At 71.8% G+C, this 18,087-nt stretch carries 18 protein-coding genes; 10 read left to right on the forward strand and 8 right to left on the reverse strand.

Features of this window, described 5'->3' with window-relative positions:
- Positions 1-67 precede the first annotated feature (67 nt).
- Positions 68-1,099 carry a hypothetical protein gene (locus tag ASD35_RS02290; RefSeq protein ID WP_056873275.1) on the reverse strand — a complete coding sequence of 344 codons (1,032 nt, stop codon included), beginning with the start codon at positions 1,097-1,099 and terminating at the stop codon, positions 68-70.
- A 103-nt stretch (positions 1,100-1,202) separates the two neighbouring features.
- On the opposite strand from ASD35_RS02290, the gene ASD35_RS02295 reads away from it, so the two are divergent.
- Positions 1,203-2,177, forward strand: a complete 975-nt coding sequence (locus ASD35_RS02295; RefSeq protein ID WP_056873276.1) for an AEC family transporter — start codon at positions 1,203-1,205, stop codon at positions 2,175-2,177.
- Here the strand turns inward: ASD35_RS02295 and ASD35_RS02300 are convergent.
- The 3 genes from ASD35_RS02300 to ASD35_RS02310 form a co-directional block, all read right to left on the reverse strand.
- Positions 2,155-3,489, reverse strand: coding sequence for a PAS domain-containing sensor histidine kinase (locus ASD35_RS02300; RefSeq protein WP_056873277.1), 1,335 nt, complete (start codon positions 3,487-3,489; stop codon positions 2,155-2,157). The genes ASD35_RS02295 and ASD35_RS02300 overlap by 23 nt on opposite strands.
- Positions 3,489-4,826 carry a sigma-54 dependent transcriptional regulator gene (locus ASD35_RS02305; protein WP_056873278.1) on the reverse strand — a complete coding sequence of 446 codons (1,338 nt, stop codon included), beginning with the start codon at positions 4,824-4,826 and terminating at the stop codon, positions 3,489-3,491. Before ASD35_RS02305 ends, ASD35_RS02300 begins: the two co-directional genes overlap by 1 nt.
- Before the next feature lie 108 nt (positions 4,827-4,934).
- Positions 4,935-5,288, reverse strand: a complete 354-nt coding sequence (locus tag ASD35_RS02310) for an RNA-binding protein (protein WP_056873279.1) — start codon at positions 5,286-5,288, stop codon at positions 4,935-4,937.
- A gap of 394 nt (positions 5,289-5,682) precedes the next feature.
- On the opposite strand from ASD35_RS02310, the gene ASD35_RS02315 reads away from it, so the two are divergent.
- The 3 genes from ASD35_RS02315 to ASD35_RS02325 all read left to right on the forward strand — a co-directional run bounded on the left by ASD35_RS02315 (position 5,683) and on the right by ASD35_RS02325 (position 8,918).
- Positions 5,683-7,962 carry an FdhF/YdeP family oxidoreductase gene (locus ASD35_RS02315; RefSeq protein ID WP_056873280.1) on the forward strand — a complete coding sequence of 760 codons (2,280 nt, stop codon included), beginning with the start codon at positions 5,683-5,685 and terminating at the stop codon, positions 7,960-7,962.
- Positions 7,955-8,215, forward strand: a complete 261-nt coding sequence (locus ASD35_RS02320) for a hypothetical protein (RefSeq protein ID WP_056873281.1) — start codon at positions 7,955-7,957, stop codon at positions 8,213-8,215. The genes ASD35_RS02315 and ASD35_RS02320 overlap by 8 nt, the downstream gene beginning before the upstream one ends.
- An 88-nt stretch (positions 8,216-8,303) precedes the next feature.
- On the forward strand, positions 8,304-8,918 hold the full coding sequence (locus tag ASD35_RS02325; RefSeq protein ID WP_056873282.1) for a glutathione S-transferase family protein: 615 nt from the start codon (positions 8,304-8,306) through the stop codon (positions 8,916-8,918).
- Between the two features lie 18 nt (positions 8,919-8,936).
- On the opposite strand, the gene ASD35_RS02330 is transcribed toward ASD35_RS02325, so the two are convergent.
- Positions 8,937-9,797, reverse strand: a complete 861-nt coding sequence (locus tag ASD35_RS02330; protein ID WP_056873283.1) for a hypothetical protein — start codon at positions 9,795-9,797, stop codon at positions 8,937-8,939.
- Positions 9,798-9,936: 139 nt separating this feature from the next.
- Complete coding sequence (locus tag ASD35_RS02335) at positions 9,937-11,481, reverse strand: Do family serine endopeptidase (protein WP_056873284.1); 1,545 nt, start codon at positions 11,479-11,481, stop codon at positions 9,937-9,939.
- Positions 11,482-11,596: 115 nt separating this feature from the next.
- On the opposite strand from ASD35_RS02335, the gene ASD35_RS28445 reads away from it, so the two are divergent.
- The 4 genes from ASD35_RS28445 (at position 11,597) to ASD35_RS02350 (ending at position 14,296) form a co-directional block, all read left to right on the forward strand.
- On the forward strand, positions 11,597-12,049 hold the full coding sequence (locus tag ASD35_RS28445; protein ID WP_369819184.1) for an alpha/beta fold hydrolase: 453 nt from the start codon (positions 11,597-11,599) through the stop codon (positions 12,047-12,049).
- Positions 12,046-12,675, forward strand: a complete 630-nt coding sequence (locus ASD35_RS28450) for a LuxR C-terminal-related transcriptional regulator (RefSeq protein ID WP_369819185.1) — start codon at positions 12,046-12,048, stop codon at positions 12,673-12,675. The genes ASD35_RS28445 and ASD35_RS28450 overlap by 4 nt, the downstream gene beginning before the upstream one ends.
- Before the next feature lie 108 nt (positions 12,676-12,783).
- Positions 12,784-13,752 carry a hypothetical protein gene (locus ASD35_RS02345; protein WP_056873285.1) on the forward strand — a complete coding sequence of 323 codons (969 nt, stop codon included), beginning with the start codon at positions 12,784-12,786 and terminating at the stop codon, positions 13,750-13,752.
- Positions 13,753-13,894: 142 nt separating this feature from the next.
- Positions 13,895-14,296 carry a hypothetical protein gene (locus tag ASD35_RS02350; RefSeq protein ID WP_157275312.1) on the forward strand — a complete coding sequence of 134 codons (402 nt, stop codon included), beginning with the start codon at positions 13,895-13,897 and terminating at the stop codon, positions 14,294-14,296.
- Positions 14,297-14,309: 13 nt separating this feature from the next.
- Here ASD35_RS02350 and ASD35_RS02355 read toward each other — a convergent pair whose 3' ends face one another.
- Both ASD35_RS02355 and ASD35_RS02360 read right to left on the reverse strand, forming a co-directional pair.
- Positions 14,310-15,647 (reverse strand): ATP-binding protein, encoded by a 1,338-nt coding sequence (locus ASD35_RS02355; protein ID WP_056873287.1) that lies wholly within the window; start codon positions 15,645-15,647, stop codon positions 14,310-14,312.
- 60 nt (positions 15,648-15,707) lie between these two features.
- A complete protein-coding gene (locus ASD35_RS02360) occupies positions 15,708-16,373 on the reverse strand; it encodes a response regulator transcription factor (protein ID WP_056873288.1) in 666 nt (221 codons plus the stop codon).
- Positions 16,374-16,558: 185 nt separating this feature from the next.
- Between ASD35_RS02360 and ASD35_RS02365 the strand changes: the two genes are divergently transcribed.
- Together ASD35_RS02365 and ASD35_RS02370 are read left to right on the forward strand one after the other, a co-directional pair.
- Complete coding sequence (locus ASD35_RS02365; RefSeq protein WP_056873289.1) at positions 16,559-17,293, forward strand: GntR family transcriptional regulator; 735 nt, start codon at positions 16,559-16,561, stop codon at positions 17,291-17,293.
- Positions 17,290-18,078 carry a transporter substrate-binding domain-containing protein gene (locus ASD35_RS02370; RefSeq protein WP_056873290.1) on the forward strand — a complete coding sequence of 263 codons (789 nt, stop codon included), beginning with the start codon at positions 17,290-17,292 and terminating at the stop codon, positions 18,076-18,078. The genes ASD35_RS02365 and ASD35_RS02370 overlap by 4 nt, the downstream gene beginning before the upstream one ends.
- The last annotated feature ends 9 nt before the right edge of the window (positions 18,079-18,087 follow it).

The following is an 18,087-nucleotide window of genomic DNA, read 5'->3' on the forward strand; positions in this document are numbered from 1 at the left end:
TGGGGGTCGCATTGTTGCGTAGCGCCCGGTGCGGCGCATCCCCAAACAATCCCGTGCGCCGCCGCCGTCAGCCCCGTGCCTGGGTGGTCGGCGCCGCTGTCGAGTTCTCGGTCTGCGCGAGGCGGGCCGTCAGCGCCAGCAGGCCCAGTCCTGCGGCGGCGCCCAGCCACAGCCAGCGCTTCCACCAGGCGGTGCGCTTGGCCGGCATCGCGTCGGCCGCGGTGGGCAAGGCGCTGCGCTGCGGGTTCTGGCCCAGCCACTCGCGCAGCCCGTCGGCCATGCCTTCGGCGCCGCGTGTGCGCAGCTCGGGCGATTCGGCCATCGCCTCGCGCAGCAGCGCATCCAGCCGGGCTTGCTGGGCCTCGGGCAGCGTCGGCCACTGGGCTGCGGCGCTGCGGCGCAGCGGCGCCAGGCCCCGGGGCGTGTCCTCCCAGCCGCAGACCAGCACGCGCGCCAGCGCGCCCAGGCCATAGACCTCGCTGGCCAGCGTGGGCGGCTCGCCGTTGCGGCGCTCGGGCGCGACGAAGGCGGGCGCGGCGCCCAGGCTGAGGCCGCGGTCGAAGGGGTCCGTCGGGTCGGGAATGCGGCACAGGCCCAGGCCCATCAGGCGCACGCCGCCTTCGGGGCCGAGCCAGATCATGGTCGGGTCCAGCTCGGCCAGCAGCCAGCCCTGCTGGTGGGCCGAGCGCAGCGCCTCGCACAGCTGCACCAGCAGCTCGATGCGCGCGCGCAAGCCCAGCGTGTACAGCCGGGGCAGCAGCGGCTCGCCGTGGTTGCCCTCGATGATCAGGTAGGGGTGGGCGTCGGGCGTCACGCCGCTGTCGCTGGGCACGGCGATGTGCGGGTGCTGCAGCTTGGCGAGGTCGCCGGCCTGGTCGGCATAGCGCAGCATGACGCCGGCGCCCTGGTCGTTGCGGTCCAGCACCAGCACGGCCGCCTGCTGCTCGGTGGCCAGCGCGTGGTGGGCGCTGTACCACTGGCCGGCATGCGCCTGCTCGCCGTCGGGCAGCGGCTTCCTCAGTCGCCACACGCCCAGCACCTGGCCTTCGTCCAGCGCAGCGGCGGCGGGCGGCGGCAGTGACAGGTTGGGCATGCGCATGGCGCGGCATGTTAGGGGTGACCCCAGGGTGTCGCCATCCCACGCCGTCACAAACCCGGCGCGTGCGCGCATTCGCTCACGGCGCCGATACTCGCCGCCCACGATGCTGGCCGTTCTCGCAACAACGTTCCCTTTTTTCGCGCTGGTGCTGTGCGGCTGGCTGGCGGCCGAGCGCGGGCTGCTGCCCGACAGCGCCATTCCGGGGCTCAACGGCTTCGTGCTGTTCTTCGCCTTGCCCTGCCTGCTGTTCCGCTTCGGGCGCGACACGCCGCTGCTGGAGCTGCTGAACCCCGCGCTGCTGGGCGTCTACGTCGCCTCGGCGCTGCTGATCGTCTTCTTCACCGTCGCCACCACGCTGTCCGCCCGCGTCGGCATGAAGGACGCGGCCTTCGGCGCGCTGGTGGCGGCCTTCCCCAATACCGGCTTCATGGGCGTGCCGCTGATCGTCGCGCTGCTGGGGTCGGCCGCGGCGGGGCCGGTCGTCAGCACCATCCTGGCCGACCTGTTCGTCACCAGCTCGCTGTGCATCGCGCTGGCCCAGGCCGGCGCCAGCGGCGTGGCGGGCCGGGCGGCCTTCGTGCAGGCGCTCAAGGCCGCCGGCTCCAACCCGCTGCCCTGGGCCATCGGGCTGGGTGCGGTGGCCGGTGCCGGGGGCCTGGTGCTGCCGGCGCCGCTGGCCAAGGTCATATCGATGCTGGGTGACGCCGCCTCGCCGGTGGCGCTGTTCACCATCGGCGCGGTGCTGAGCCGCTCGGGCCGTGCCAACCGCCAGGCCGGGCGGGTGACACCGCCGGCGCTGTACCTGCCGGTGGCGGCCATCAAGCTGCTGCTGCACCCCGCGCTGGTGTTCGCGCTCGGCGCGGCGGTGCGCTGGATGGGGGCGCCGCTGTCCGGCGGCCAGCTGGTCGCGCTCACGCTGGCCGCGGCGCTGCCCAGCGCCAGCAATGTGTCGCTGCTGGCCGAGCGCTACGGCGCCGACAACGGCCGCGTCGCCCGCATCATCCTGTCGTCCACGGCGCTGGCCTTCCTGACGTTCAGCGCGCTCGCGGCGTTTCTCATCGAGCCTGCGGGAGGCTGATCACCACCCGCAGGCCGCCACCGTCCCGGTTGCCGAGGGCGATGCGGCCGTCGTGCGCCTCGGCGATCTCGCGCGCCAGCGCCAGGCCCAGGCCGGTGCCGCCCTGCGAGCCCGGCTCGGAGCGCTTGGTCGAGTAGAACGGCAGCAGCGCCTGCGCCAGCACCGCCTCGCTCATGCCGGGGCCGCGGTCCAGCACCTCGATGCGCAAGTCCGCACCCTGCACGGCCAGCCGCAGCGCGATCTCGTCGGGGTCGCTGCCCGACTCGTGCGCGTTCTTGATCAGGTTGAGCAGCGCCTGCCCGATCTGTGCCGGGTCGAACCAGCCCGGCTGCGCGGGCAGCTCGCCGTCGAGGTTGAACTCGCCCAGCGTGCCCAGGTGGTTCAGGAAGGGCGCCCACTCGACGGCCTCGCGCCGTGGTGCCGGCAGCTTGGCAAAGGCCGCATAGCCGCTCAGGAAGCCGTGCAGGTGCGCGGCACGCTCGCCGATGCTGGCGAGCACCTGCGGCAGCCGCTCGGTGCTGCCGCGCCGGGCCAGCTCCGCGCCGCTGTGCGCCAGCGACGAGATCGGCGCCAGCGAGTTGTTCAGCTCGTGGCTGAGCACGCGGATGACGCGCTTCCAGGTGGCGACCTCGGCGCGTGACAGCTCGCGCGTCATGCGCCGCAGCAGCCGCAGCCGGTGTGGCTGGCCCTGCAGGCGGAAGGCGCGCGTGCTGTGGTGGAAGGTCTCTTCGCTGCCGTCGGCAAGGGTCACCGCGAACAGCTGGTCGGCATCTCCCGCGAGCGCGTCGCGCAGCGCCTCGGGCAGCGGCGCGATGACGGCGCCGTAGTCCAGCCCGGCCAGGCTGCGGCCGTCGCCGAGCAGCTGGCGCGCGGCCAGGTTGGCGATGGCGATCCGGCCGCCCGGCCCGGTCAGCACCAGCGCCACGGGCGTGTTCTGCACGACGGTGTCCAGCAGCAGCTCGCGCTGCGCCAGGTGCTGGCGTTGCTCGCGCAGGGCCTGGCCCAGCTCGGCATGCAGCCGCGTCAGCTGGACGAGTTCACGCGGGCCGTCGGGCGCCAGATTGAGGCTGAAATCGCCGTCGCGGTAACTCAGCACCGCGCCCTCCAGCGCGCGCGTCAGCCGCAGCAGCGGCGCCAGCCAAACTGCCGACAGCCAGGCCAGCAGCGGCAGCATCACCAGCATGGCCACGCCCAGCGCCACGCCGGATTCCATCCCGGCGCGGCGCACGCCCAGGATGACCAGCGGCGGCACGACCGCCGCGGTCGCAAGCGCCAGCAGCGCCCGGGCGCGCAGTGACAGGCTCACGCGCATCACGGCGTGATCCCATAACGCTCCAGCCGCCGGTACAGCGCCTGGCGCGACAGGCCCAGCTGCGTGGCGGCGCGGCTGACGACGCCACCGGCCGCGGCGAGCGCCGCCACGACGGCGTCTCGGCTGGGCTCGTCGAGGTTGCGCCAGGCGCCGTTGCCGTGCGCCTCCTCCAGGCCCAGCAGCGCCGGTGTGATCTCGCCGCCCTGGCACAGCAGCGAGGCGCGCTCGACGGCGTTCTTCAGCTCGCGCACGTTGCCCGGCCAGCGGTGGGCCAGCAGCGCCTCGCGCGCGGTTTCAGCGAACCGCGCGCGGCCGGCCAGGAAGTGCTCGGCCAGCGGCAGCACGTCGTCGCGCCGCTCGGCCAGCGGCGGCAGCTTCAGCTCGATGAGGTTGAGGCGGTAGAACAGGTCCTCGCGGAACGCGCCTGACCTCACCATCGCGCGCAGGTCGGCGTTCGTCGCCGACAGCACGCGCACACGCGTGTGCCGCGTCTTGCTCGACCCCAGGCGCTCGAACTGGCCCGTCTCCAGCACGCGCAGCAGCTTCACCTGGCCGGCCAGCGGCAGGTTGCCGATTTCGTCGAGGAACAGCGTGCCGCCGTCAGCCGCCTCGAAGCGGCCCACGCGCGCCTTGGCCGCGCCGGTGTAGGCGCCGCTGTCGCTGCCGAACAGCTCGGCCTCGATGAGATCGGCCGGCAGCGCGCCGCAGTTCAGCGCGACGAAGGGGCCGTCATGGGCGGCGGAGTTCGCGTGCACGAAGGCGGCCACGCATTCCTTGCCGGCGCCGTTGGGCCCGGTGATCAGCACCGGCACGGGCGCCGCGGCAATCTGCCCGGCCAGCTCCAGCAGGTTCAGCATCGCGTCGGACGCGAAGACGAGGCCGGCCAGGTCGTGGCGCCGCGCCAGCGCCGCGCGCCGTTCGCGCCGCGCCTCGCGCAGCTGTGCGATCTCGCGGTTGGCCTCGCCCAGCTCCAGCAGGTTCTCCACGGTCGCCACGAGCTTGGCGTCGTCCCAGGGCTTGGCCAGGTAGTCGGCCGCGCCGGCCTTCACCAGCGCCACGGCCGCGTCCAGCCGCGTCCAGGCGGTCAGCAGGATGATGGGCAGGTCGGGGCGCTTCGCGCGGATGGCGCGGAAGAGCGCCTCGCCTTCCTCGCCCGACGTCGTGTCGGCCGTGAAGTTCATGTCCTGGATGACCAGGCCGAAGGGCCGCGTCTCCAGCAGCGCCAGGCCCTCGGCCGGGCTGGCTGCGACGCTGGCCTCGATGTCGTGCAGGGACAGCAGCAGTTCCAGCGCCTGGCCGACGCTGGGGTGGTCGTCAATGATGAGGACGCGTCGCATGGCTGTTACGAAGGCGGGATGCAGACCGAGGGGGCACGAGGATAGCGGCGCATCGGGACGAAAAAAAACCGGCTCGGGAGAGCCGGTTGTTCGCGGGCCGCCGCGGGTTCAGTAGCGACCGCCGCCGAAGCCGCCCGTGCCGTAGCCGATGTCCGAGCGCTTGCTTGCGGTGTAGCCACCAGCGCCGTAGCCGTTGGCATCCTTGCTTGCTTCACGCGGACGGGCCAGGCTCACGACGATCGAACGTCCGTCGACGGACATGCCATGCAGGGCCGCGATGGCGGCCTGCGCCACTTCGGCGGAAGCCATTTCCACGAACCCAAAGCCCTTGGAAGTGCCGGTGTCGCGGTCCATCATGACCTTGGCGGATGAGACGCCGCCGAACTCGGCGAAGTTGCTTCGCAGGCTGGCGTCGGTCACGGAAAAGGGCAAATTGCCGACGTAAATCTTGCTGTTGCTCATGGACGAGCCTTTTCTAAATATTGGCGCACTGTCAGGGCGCGGATTTTCAAATTTGCGAATGGGAATCGCAGCGAAGGGTGTTTGGATCTGGGCGCGGCCAGATTGTCAGTACGGAGGCGGCTGCGGCATGCAGGCGCGCGACTCAGCGCTGAGTGACGGCAAATAGTCGAGCGGCCCCGTGAGACGCAAGTTGTCGCTGTGCCGGCGAAAATAAAAGGTCGCAAACTCGACCCCGAATGAACTCGGATACCAGCGGTATTCCAAGCCTGATTTGATTATACCTTTTGGAGTAATTTCATCGAATCCGCCCGATTTTGAACACGCGACTGATTCATCTGTTTGACGTGCGGGCGTCTTGCGCAGCGCGCGGAGCGCAGTGCTAGGCTGCCTCGCCATGAGCGACCAAAAGATCGAGCTGTACGACGGCCCCGCCGGCGGCTGGGGCGCGTTGAAGAGCGTCGCCAAGCATCTCCATGAACAAGGCGTGACCGTCAAGGGCGGCAAGACGCTGCTGCACGCCAACCAGGCCGACGGCTTCGATTGCCCCGGCTGCGCCTGGCCGGACCGCGACCACCGCTCCACCTTCGAATTCTGCGAGAACGGCGCCAAGGCCGTGGCCGCCGAGGCGACGGCGCGGCGGGCGACGCCGGAGGTGATCGGGGCGAAAACGCTCGCCGAATGGGCCGAGGCGTCGGACTATGAGCTGGAAGCCACCGGCCGCCTCACCGAACCGTTGGTCTATGACGCCGAGACGGACCGCTACCAGCGCACCACCTGGGACGCCGCCTTCGCGCTGATCGCGAAGGAACTGCATGCGCTGCCCGACCCGAACCAGGCCATCTTCTACACGTCCGGCCGCACCAGCAACGAGGCCGCCTTCCTGTACCAGCTGTTCGTGCGCGAGTACGGCACCAACAACTTCCCGGACTGCTCCAACATGTGCCACGAGCCCAGCGGCTCGGCGATGAAGCCGACGCTCGGCGTCGGCAAGGGCACGGTGACGCTGGCGGACTTCGAGCAGGCCGATTGCATCCTCGTCTTCGGCCAGAACCCCGGCACCAACCACCCGCGCATGCTGGGCGAGCTGCGCGCGGCCCGCAAGCGCGGCGCACGCGTCGTCAGCTTCAATCCGCTGCGCGAGCGCGGCCTGGAGCGCTTCGCCGACCCGCAGAACGCGCTGGAGATGGCGACTCTCGGCGACTCGCCGATCAGCAGCCACTACTTCCAGCTCAAGGTGGGTGGCGACTTCGCGCTGCTGAAGGGCATGTGCAAACGTGTCGTCGAGCAGGGGGCGCTCGACATGGCCTTCATCGCCGAGCACACGCAGGGCTTCGAGGCCTTCGCCGCCGAGCTGCGCGAGCAGCCGTGGGAGCCGTTGGTGGAAGCCGCCGGCCTCACGCGCGAACAGATCGAGCTGGCCGCCGACCTCTACGCCGGCAGCGAGCGTGTCATCGCCTGCTGGGGCATGGGCATCACGCAGCACCGGCATTCGGTGGCGACCATCCAGATGATCGTCAACCTGCTGCTGCTGCGCGGCAACCTGGGCCGGCCCGGCGCCGGTGCCTGCCCGGTGCGCGGCCATAGCAACGTGCAGGGCGACCGCACGATGGGCATCTACGAGAAGCCCGCCCCGGCGTTTCTCGACAAGCTGGGCGAGGTCTTCGGCTTCGAGCCGCCGCGCGAGCCGGGCTTCGACACGGTCGGCGCCATCGAGGCGATGCTGGACGGCCGCGGCAAGGTCTTCATCGCGATGGGCGGCAACTTCGCCGCCGCCACGCCCGACACCGCCGCCACCTGGCGCGCGCTGCGGCGCTGCGAGCTGACCGTGCACATCACCACCAAGTTCAACCGCAGCCACGTCGTGCACGGCCGCCAGGCACTGGTGCTGCCGGTGCTGGGCCGCACCGAGATCGACGTGCAGGCCACGGGGCCGCAGGGCGTCACGGTGGAGGACTCGATGAGCATGGTGCACCTGTCGGCCGGCATGAACGCGCCGGCCTCGGAGCACCTGCTGTCCGAACCCATGCTTGTCGCGCGCATGGCTGCGGCCACGCTGACGCACAGCCGCACGCCGTGGCTGGCGCTGGCCGGCGACTACGCTGCCATCCGCGACAAGATAGCGGCGGTGCTGCCCGACTTCGCCGGCTTCAACGCCAAGATCAAGGCGCCCGGGGGTTTTAGGCTGCGCAACACGGCCAGCGAGCGCGAGTGGGTCACCGCCAGTGGCCGCGCGCAGTTCAGCACGCATGCGATGCCCACCGACCTGGCCGTGGCGCGCGTCGCGGACCGGCATCGTGACGTGCGCGTGTTCACGCTCACCACGCTGCGCTCGCACGACCAGTACAACACGACCATCTACGGCCACGACGACCGCTACCGCGGTGTCTACGGCCACCGCCGCGTCGTCTTCATCCACGCCGACGACATCCGCGACCTGGGCCTGAAGGCCGGCGACTGGGTGGACATCACCAGCCTGTACATCGCCGAGGCGGGCGGCGACGTGCAGCAGCGCCGCGCTGAGGCCTTCCTGCTCGTCGCCTACGACATCCCGCGCGGCTGCCTGGCCAGCTACTACCCCGAGACCAACCCCCTGGTGCCGCTGCAGAGCTTCTCCATCGGCGCGCGCACGCCCACGTCCAAGTCCATCCCCGTCACGTTGAGCCGTCATGGCTGACGGCGCGCTGCTGCGCCTGCTGGCCGAGCTGGACGAGGGCGAAGGCGTGGCGCTGGCGCGGCTGGCCAAGCGGCTGGACGAGCGCGTCAGCGTGCTGCTGCGCGAGCTGACCGCGCTCAGCGCGGCCAGCCTGGGCGGCGTGCCGGGGCCAGGCCTGGTGCGGCTGGCCTGCGACGACGGCGGCCGCTGGCGCGTCTGGCTCACCGAGGCGGGGCGGCAGCGCCGGCCGCCTGGCCCCACGCCGCCGGACTGAAGCACCCGCTTGCTGAAGCCCCTGCGCCGGCGCGCGCCCGGCACTGCGGGCACCATGCGGCCGTCATGAACTCCTGCCGCACGACACGATGAAGCTCCTCGGCCGCCTCACCTCCATCAACGTCCGCAAGGCCATGTGGACCGCCCGCCTGATCGGCCTGGACCTGGACCGCGAGGACTGGGGCGCGGGCTTCCGTTCACCGCAGGAGCCCGAGTACCTGGCGCTGAACCCCAACGGCCTCATTCCCGTCCTCATCGACGGCGACTTCGCGCTGTGGGAGAGCAACAGCATCTGCCGCTACCTGGCCGCCAAGGCGGGCGCGACGGCGCTGCTGCCCGCCGAGCCGCAGGCGCGCGCCACGGTTGAGCAATGGATGGACTGGCAGGCCGGCGAGTTGAACAACTCCTGGCGAGTGGCCTTCATGGCGCTGGTGCGCGGCCAGCCGGCCACGCCCGAGGCCGTTGCGGCCAGCGTTGCTGGCTGGAACCGGCACATGCGCATGCTCGATCAGCAACTGGACGAGACCGGCGCCTATGTCTGCGGCGAGCGCTTCACGCTGGCCGACATCGTGTTGGGCCTGTCCGCCCAGCGCTGGAAGAACGCGCCCATAGAGCGCGTCGAGCTGCCGGCGGTGGAAGCCTGGCTGCTGCAGCTCAGCGAGCGGCCCGGGTTTGCCGAATTCGTCGGCAATGGCATGCCCTGAGCAGCTTCGAGGGCGGCTTCAGGGTTGCGCGTTGGCGCGCGCCGGCTCGACGATCTGCTGCCCCGCCAGCTTGGCCGCAACGAGCTGCTCCGGCGTCGGCGGGGCCTGGAGGCGGATGGCGCCCTGTTCAGCGTACAACTTGACGTTAAGCCCGGTGCTGCCGTGGCCGGGCGTCTGGCCGTAGGCCGCCAGGAAGGCCAGCCGTTCCGCGTCGCTCAGGCCCCAGGCCTCATTGGCCTGCGCCGCGCCGAGCAGGCTTCGGACGTCGCCGGCGCGGGCGTCGCGGCGCAGGGCATCGGCGACCTCCTGTCGCTGGCTGGGCGTCAGGCCGCCGGGGAAGACGGTATTGGCATAGGCCGCCGCCGCCTCGGGCACGCCGGCGCGCATGGCTCGCGCGGCCAACTCGGGCAGCAGGGCTTGGTGCCGGGCTGTGACGGTCTGGCAGCGCCGGGCTTCGGCGTCGACCTCCACCATCAGCTGCGTCATCATTTCCGGCTCGATGCCCTGGGCGCGCACCTGCTCGAAGCTGTAGCGCCTTGCCTCGGTGGTGGTGCAATTGCGCAACCATTGGATGGCCTCCCAGGCCGCTGCCGCATCGCTCCCCGCCTGGGCGCGCTCGATGTGGGGGCCGTAGCCTTCGGAACCGATGCGAGGTGCCGAAGCCGACGAAGCGACGACGGGTGCGGGGGCGCGCATGGCCGCGCTGGCAGCGGGCTCGCTCGCGGCCGCGGGTGACAGCGGCAGGCCCAGCGGCGATGCGCCCCGCGCGGCGGCGGTTGCCGCCGGCAGGGCCACCGGCTCGCGCGACATGAAAACCCAGCTGCCCGCTGCAGCGCCGGTCGTGAGGAGAAGGATCAGCGTCCAGCGGGTGGCGGTCATGGGCTCTTGGTGCGGCTTGCGGCGACGGCGCGCAGCCTAGCGCAGCGTCCGGCCGGCACCGCCGGGAGTTTTCACCGCGGCCATGAAAAATGGCGGGCCGAGCGGTCCGCCTGGAGGGTGTGCATCGAGAAAAACCGGATCAGCCCAGCCGCACCGGCACGAAGATCTGCTGCCCGTCGCGCGACACCAGCAGGGCCACCTGCTTCGGGCTGCTCTTCAGCGCCGCGCGCACCTCCTCGACGTCCTGCACCGGCTTGCCGTTCAGCGCCAGCAGCACGTCGCCGGGCTGCACGCCGGCCAGTTGGGCGGGGCCGGTCACGCGCTCGATCAGCAGGCCGTGGTCCAGGCCGGAGCCGCGCAGCTCCTGGCGCTCCAGCGGGCGCAGGGCCAGGCCCAGCGAGCCGCCCTCGGGCGCTGCGCTGGCTTCCTGCCGGTCGCGCTCGGCGCGGCCCAGGCTGACGGTCTCGGTGACGCGGTTCTTGTCGCGCCACAGCTCCAGCTTGAGCTTGTCGCCCGGCCGTGCCAGGCCCACGCGGCTGGACACGTCACCCGCCACGCGCACCGGTTCGCCGTCCACGCTGGTGATCACGTCGCCCGCCTTCAGCCCCGCCTTGGCCGCGGCGCTGCCCGGCTGCACGCTGGACACCAGCGCGCCGTCCGGCGCGTTCAGGCCGAAGGACGCGGCCAGCGGTGCCGACAAGTCCTGCAGCGTCACACCCAGCCGCGCGTGCTCGACCTTGCCGTGGGCGACGATCTGGTCCTTCACCCTCAGCGCCACGTCCACGGGGATGGAGAACGCCAGGCCCTGGAAGCCGCCGCTCTGCGAATAGATCTGCGCGTTGACGCCGACGACGCGCCCGGCCGCATCGAACAGCGGGCCGCCCGAGTTGCCGGGGTTCACCGCCGCGTCGGTCTGGATGAAGGGCACGACGCTGTCACCCGGCAGCGAGCGGCCCTTGGCGCTGACGATCCCTTGCGTGGCCGTCTGCTCGAAGCCGTAGGGCGCGCCGATGGCCAGCACGTAGTCGCCCACCTGCACCTGCTTGGGGTCGCCCAGCTGCACGGTCGGCAGGCCCTTGGCATCCACCTTCAGCACGGCGATGTCGGTGGCAGGGTCACTGCCCAGCACCTGGGCCGAGTACTCGCGGCGGTCGCTGAGCTTGACCGTCACCTGCTTGGCGTCGCGCACGACGTGGGCGTTGGTCAGCACCAGGCCGTCGGCGCTGATGATGAAGCCCGAACCCTGGCCGCGGAAGGGCTGCGGCCCCTGCTGCGGCATGCGCAGGCCGGGGATGCCGCGGAAGAAGCGGAAGAACGGGTCGGCGTCGTCCTCACGGCCACGCGCTGCGGGCGCGTCGTCGTCCATGTCGGCATTGCCCACCTTGTGCAGGCCGGCGACCGTGATGCCGACGACGGCCGGGCCTTGGGTCTGCACGATGGCGCGGTAGTTCGGCAGCTGCGCTGCAGGCATTGCCACGACGGGCGCGGCCAGCGCCGCGGGCTGGGCGGCTTGCGCGACCGGTGCGGCCGTGCCGCCGCCAGCGTCGGCCGTGGCGGTGCTGGGCGCCTTGTCCTTGAACAGGCTGGGCACGGTCCAGCCAGAGGCGGTGGTGGTGAGCGTCACGCCGGCAGCAAGCAGCGCCGCGGCCGTGGCGGTCAGCGTGATCTTGGCAGTCTGGGTCATCGAGTTCTCCTCAAGCGCTGCGGCGCAGCGGTTGAAGGCGACTCTAGGGAGCGCGGATGAGGGCCCGGTGAGGGGAAGGTGAGGCGAAAGTTAAGGCCGCGCGCAGAATGCCGCCATGCTGCGCCAGTCCATCCGTTTCGCCACTGCCGAGGATGGCGTGCGCATCGCCTATGCCACCAGCGGCAGCGGGCCGGCGCTGGTGAAGGTGGGCACCTGGATGTCGCACCTGGAGTTCGATCTCGGCAGCCCCGTCTGGGGGCACCTGCTGCGCTGGCTGTCGCAGCGCTTCACGCTGCTGCGCTACGACCAGCGCGGCAACGGCCTGTCGGACTGGCACGTGGCGGACCTGTCGTTCGAGGCCTGGGTGCGCGACCTGGGCACGGTGGTGGACGCGAGCGGCCAGGAGAAGGTGGCGCTGCTGGGCCTGTCGCAGGGCGCGCCGGTGGCCATCGCCTACGCGGTGCGGCACCCCGAGCGCGTCTCGCACCTGATCCTGCATGGCGGCTATGCGCGCGGCCGGCGCCGCCGCGGGGACGATGCCGCGCCGAGCCGCTCGATGCCGCCGTGATCCAGTTGGTCGAGCATGGCTGGGGCGGCGATGACGCGTCGTTCCGCCAGTTCTTCACCAGCCAGTTCGTGCCCGACGGCACGCCCGAGCAGCACCGCTGGTTCAACGAGCTGGAGCGCATGTCGGCCTCGCCCGCCAACGCGGCGCGGCTGCTGCGCACGATGTACGAGGTCGACGTCACCGCCGACCTGCCCGCGGTGGCCTGCCCGACGCTGGTGCTGCATGCCAGCGGCGACCTGCGCGTGCCCTTCGGCGAGGGGCGGTTGCTGGCCGGCGCGATCGCGCAGGCGAGGTTCGTGCCGCTGGACTCGCGCAACCACCTGATGCTGGAGCATGAACCGGCGTGGCAGCGCTGGACCGAGGAGGTGGCGCAGTTCATGGGCATCCGTCGGGAGGCCGTCGTGGACCCGGCGCGGCTGGCCGTGCTGACGCCGCGCGAGCGGGAGCTGATCGAGCTGATCGCGCAGGGGCGCGACAACGCACAGATCGGCGCCGTCCTGGGCCTGTCGGACAAGACGGTGCGCAACCACATCACCAGCATCTTCGCCAAGCTGGAGGTTGAGAACCGACCGCAGGCGATCGTGCTCGCGCGCTCGGCCGGGCTGGGCGGCGCCGGGCTGGCGTAGGGCGGCGGTCCCACCACGCCACGGGCTTGTGCGGGACCGCGGCCTCAGGCGCGCACGACCCGTCCGCATCATCCTTCGGCCACGTCATCGACGCCTGAAGGAACCGCCATGCAAACCGCCACCGCCACCATCGTCCCCGACAGCGCCCGCTATGCGCGTTGCATCGAAGCGTCCAAGCGCATCCGCTGGGACATCGACCGCGACGTCATCCGTGGCCGACATTTCGACCTCGCCCACAAGTTCCTGCCAGACGGCCTGTCGCTCGCGCACGAGCTGCCGTTCCTGACGCCGGCGCAGCGCTTGTTCTACAGCCAGGTGCAGGGCCGCACCTACGCCAACATGTTCGGCATGATCGAGCGGTACATCGGCGTGAAGATGCTGGACGTGAGCCGCACGCACGGCTTCGGCGACCAGGTCGCGTTCGAGGCGCTCGTGCGCCTGACCGACGAGGAGCTCAAGCACCAGGAGCTGTTCCGCCGCATCGAGCGCCTGGCCGGCGAGGCCATGCCGCCCGGCTACCGCTTCGAGCTCAACGGCAACGACGTCGCCGCCTTCGTGCTCGGCAAGTGCAGCTGGGCCGTGCTGGCGCTGACCTGCCACATCGAGCTGTTCTCGCAGGCCCATTACCGCGCCAGCATCGACGGCGCCGCCGGGCTGTCCGACCTGTTCAAGGACGTGTTCCTGTTCCACTGGAAGGAGGAGGCACAGCACGCCATCCTCGACGAGCTCGAATGGGTGCGCGAGGACGCGGCGCTCGGACCGGCCGCCCGCGAGGCGGCGGTCGGCGAGCTGATCGAGCTCGTCGGCGGTGTCGACGGCCTGCTGCAGGTGCAGGCCGGTGCCGATGCGGCCTACTTCTGCCACGCGGCCGGTGTCGACGCCGCGCACCGGGCGGCGGTCGAGGTGAACACGCTGCGTGCCTACCGCTGGCAGTACATCGTCTCGGGGGCGCTGGAGCCGCGGTTCCAGAAGGCGCTGGCCGGGCTGACCACCGACGCGCAGATGGCGCGCGTGCAGGCGGCACTGGCGCCGCTGCTGCAGTACGTGGGCGAGTGTGGCGAGCCCGCATTGCATTGAGGCGACGGGCGCGCGCGCCTGACGATCAGGAAACAGCTCGCAACTTGTCGCAACTTCCAGCGCGCTGTCGGCCAGCGCCGCCGCCGCCGCGGCCAGCGCGCCGAAGCATAGCGATACAACCGTCGGGGTGCGGCGATGGCGCGTGGTGCAGACTGCCGCGATGACCCTACAGATTGAAGAAGCCCAGACCCCATTGACATCGGCGCAGATGCTGACCGGCTGGCGCCGCGAGTTCTGCGTCGAGTTGCTTGGCGAAGCCCGGGCGCGCATCTTCCTGCGGGCGGTGGAATCGCCGTCGCGCAAGGCCGCGGAACTCCATCGCGGCGTGCTGTTCCACGAGGTGAGTTCCGCGTTCGCCGACCTGCCCGGCTGTGCCGCGGCGGCGCGCGAGCCGCTGGAGCTGCTCGCCAGCACCGCCACCCGGCAGCAGCCCAGCAAGGACAACCTCTTCGCCGCGGTCACCTACGACCGGAGCGCCTGGGAAAGCGTCGTGAGCGCCGTCGATCGCTGGCAGCGCCGGCCGCGTCCGCCGGCGAGCCGCTAGGGAGTGCCGCAGGTCAGGCGCGCGGTTCAGCGGGCCATCGGATCTCCGCCCGCAGCCCGCCCAGCGGCGAGTCCGCCAAGCTGACGTCCGCCCCCTGCTGCCGGGCCGCCGCGCGCACGATGGCCAGGCCCAGGCCGCTGCCTTCGACGCTCGCATCCTCGCCGCGCTGGAAGCGGTCGAACACGCGCTCGCGCTGCTCGGGCGGGATGCCGGGGCCGTCGTCGTCCACGCGCAGCAGCGGCGCGCCGGCGGGGCCGCCCGGGTTGCGTGATGCGCTCACTTGCACCGTTCGTGCGCCGTACTTCACCGCGTTGTCGATGAGATTGCGCAGCGCGCCCCGCAGCGCCTGCGGGTCGCCGGTCAGCGGCAGCGGGTCGGGGGCCGTCAGTGCCAGGCTGACGCCGGCCTTGTCGGCCAGTGGCTGCACGTCGCCCACGGCCTGGCGGGCGAGTTCGGCCAGATCCAGCGGCAGGCGGGCCGCCGCAGCGCCCGGTTCGGCGCGAGCCAGCGCGAGCAGCTGTTCGACGAGGTGGACGGCGCGGTCGATGCCGCCGCGCAGGCGGGCGATGGCGGCGTCCTGCTGTTCGCCGGGCGCGGCGTCGCGCAGCAGGCCGAGCTGCAGCTTCAGCGCCGTCAGCGGCGAGCGCAGCTCGTGCGCAGCATCGGCGACGAAGCTGCGCTGCGTGTCGAACGCGGCCGAGAGGCGGCCAAGCAGGCCGTTGAAGGCCTCCACCAGCGGCGCGATCTCGCCGGGCAGGCCGGCGGTGGGCAGGGCGTCCAGCGCGTTGGCACCGCCCGCCTGCGCCGCCTGCACCACGCGCGACAGCGGCGCGAGGGACACGCCGATCAGCCACCACACCGCCCAGGCGACCAGGGGCAGGGCCACGGCCACCGGCACGACGCTGCGCAGCGCGGCCAGGGCGGCGAGCTTCTGGCGCACGGCCAGCGGCTGCGCCACCTGCACCACACGCAGCGGCGTGGCGGCGCTGAAGACGCGCCAGTCCTGCCCGCCCAGGCGCAGGTTGGAAAAGCCCAGCACCGCGCGCGCCGGCAGCGGCTCGGTCATGCCCTGCGGCCGGCTGGAATAAAGCTCCAGCCCCTGCAGCGACCAGATCTGCACGACGTAGTCCAGGCTGGGGTCGGCCAGCGTCGCCGCGTCATCGCCGTCGACGCGGCCCTGGTCGCGCAGCGACAGCGCCGTCTGGCGCAGCTGGTAGTCGAACAGCTGGTCGGCCTCGGCGCGCACGCTGACATAGGTGGCGCCGCCGACGGCCAGCGCCGTCACCGCGCCCAGCACGGCCAGCAGTGCGAAGAGGCGCCCGCGCAGCGTGGAGAGAAGCGGTTTAGCCATGGAGGAGCGGTCTGTTCGGGCCGGGCCTGCGTTCAGCGGTGCGAGACCGGACGAGGGGCCTCATTTCTCGGGGCCTGCGTAGTAGCCCAGTCCGCGTACCGTGTGCAGCAGGTCGGCCCCGAGCTTCTTGCGCAGCTGGTGCATGTAGACGCTGATGGCGTTGCTCTCCAGCTCCTCGCCCCAGCCATAGAGGCGGTCCTCCAGCTGGGCGCGCGACACGATGGCGCCGGGCCGCTCCAGCAGCGCCTCCAGCAGCGCGAACTCGCGCGCCGACAGCAGGATGGGGCGGCCCGCCCGCGTGACTTCGCGCGTGGCCGGGTCCAGGCGCAGGTCGGCCACCTGCAGCGCGGTGTCGGTGCGGCCGCCCAGGCGGCGCGCGACGGCGCGCAGGCGGGCCAGCAATTCGTCCAGCTCGAACGGCTTGACCAGGTAGTCGTCCGCGCCCGCGTCCAGCCCGGCGACCTTGTCGGCCAGCGCATCCCGCGCGGTCAGCACAATGACCGGCGTCGCGTCGCCGCGGCCGCGCAGCGCACGCAGCACCTCGATGCCGCTGCGCTTGGGCAGGCCCAGGTCCAGCAGCACGGCGTCGAAGCGCTCGCCGCTGGCCAGCACGGCATCGGCGGCCTGGCCGTCGCGCACCCAGTCGGCCGCGAAGCCCTGGCGGCGCAGGGCCTCGCGCAGGGAGTCGCCGATCATGGGGTCGTCTTCGACGAGGAGCAGGCGCATCGGAAAGCGGGCAGCACGGTGAGGCGCGAAGCGTAACCGGCGCCCGGGCGCCGCGTTGCCGCCTCGCCTTGGTGCGCCCGCATGCCGATGGCACTGCGCCGGTGCCGCGAGCCGTCCCAGAGTTGTGCGCACGTCTTGCATACAAGAGAGATGGGCGCTGGCACGGAAGCTGCGAAAGGCGTTGCATGGGCATCTCCGCCACCGACATCAGCCAGCGCATCGTTGAAGCGGTGCTCGCGCAGCGGCTTGCGCCCGGTGCGCGGCTGGGCGAGCAGCAGCTGGCGATGCTGTTCGACTGCAGCCGCACCATCGTCCGCGAGGCGCTCACCCGGCTGGCCGCGCGCGGCATCGTCACGGTCAGCGCGCGGCGCGGCTGGTACCTGATCGCGCCGACGCCCGACGACGTGCGCGAGGCCTTCGAGGCGCGCCGCGTCATCGAGCTGGGGCTGATCCGCGGCCAGCGGCGCCTCGACGAGGGCGCGATCGCCCGGCTCAACCAACACCTGCAGCAGGAGCAGGCCGCGCTGCAGGGCGACGACGTCGGCACGCGCAGCTTCCTGCTCGGCGACTTCCACGTCTGCCTGGCCGAGTGCCTGGGCAACGGCCTGCTGGCCGACACGCTGCGCGACTTCACCGCGCGCACGACGCTGATCGCGATGCGCTACCAGTCCTCGCACGACGCGGTGCGGTCCTGCGAGGACCACGTGGCCATCGTCGCGGCGCTGGCCGCGGGCGACAGCGCCCGCGCCGAGGCGCTGATGGCCGAACACCTCAGCAGCGTGCAGGCCGCGCTGCACCTGACGACCGACGACGACGACCCGCTGCAGCCGCTGCGCGACGCGCTGGCGCCGCTGCCCATGTCCGCCACCCTCGACCCTGCCAACCCTGCCGAACCGGCCTATCTAGGAGCCCTGCTATGACCCCGACGTTCTCCCGCCGCCTGCTGCTCACGCTGGCCACCGGCCTGTTCGCCCTGGGCGCCCAGGCGCAGACCGCGCTGGACACGATCACCAAGAGCAAGACGGTCAAGATCGCCGTGCCGACCGACTACCCGCCCTATGGCTTCGTCGGCCCCGACATGAAGCCGCAGGGCCTGGACGTGGCCATGGCCGAGCTGATCGCCGCCAAGCTGGGCGTCAAGGCCGAGCTGGTGCCGGTCACCAGCGCCAACCGCATCCCCTACCTGCAGACCAAGAAGGCCGACCTGGTCATCTCGACGCTGGGCAAGAACCCGGACCGCGAGAAGGTCATCAACTTCAGCGCCGCCTACGCGCCGTTCTACCAGGCCGTGTTCGCGGCCAAGAGCCTGCCCATCAAGAGCTGGGCCGACCTGGCCGGCAAGAGCGTGGCCGTCACGCGCGGCGCGATGGAGGACCAGGAGCTGGCCAAGGTCGCGCCGGCCACGCTGGAATACAAGCGCTTCGAGGACAACAACGCCACCATCGCCGCCTTCGCCGCCGGCCAGACCCAGCTGCTGGCCACCAGCGCCGCCGTCGCCGGCAACCTGATGCAGCGCAACCCGGGGCTGAACACCGAATACAAGCTGCTGCTGAAGGACAGCCCCTGCTACGTCGGCGTCGCCAAGGGCGAGGACGCGCTGCTGGCGAAGGTCAACGCCATCATCGCGGCCGCCAAGGCGTCGGGCGAGCTGGAGGCCCTGTCCAAGAAGTGGCTGGGCCGCGGCACCGGCGACCTTCCCCTCTGACGCGACCGG

Source organism: Pelomonas sp. Root1444, assembly GCF_001426885.1.
Classification (GTDB): Bacteria; Pseudomonadota; Gammaproteobacteria; order Burkholderiales; family Burkholderiaceae_C; genus Pelomonas.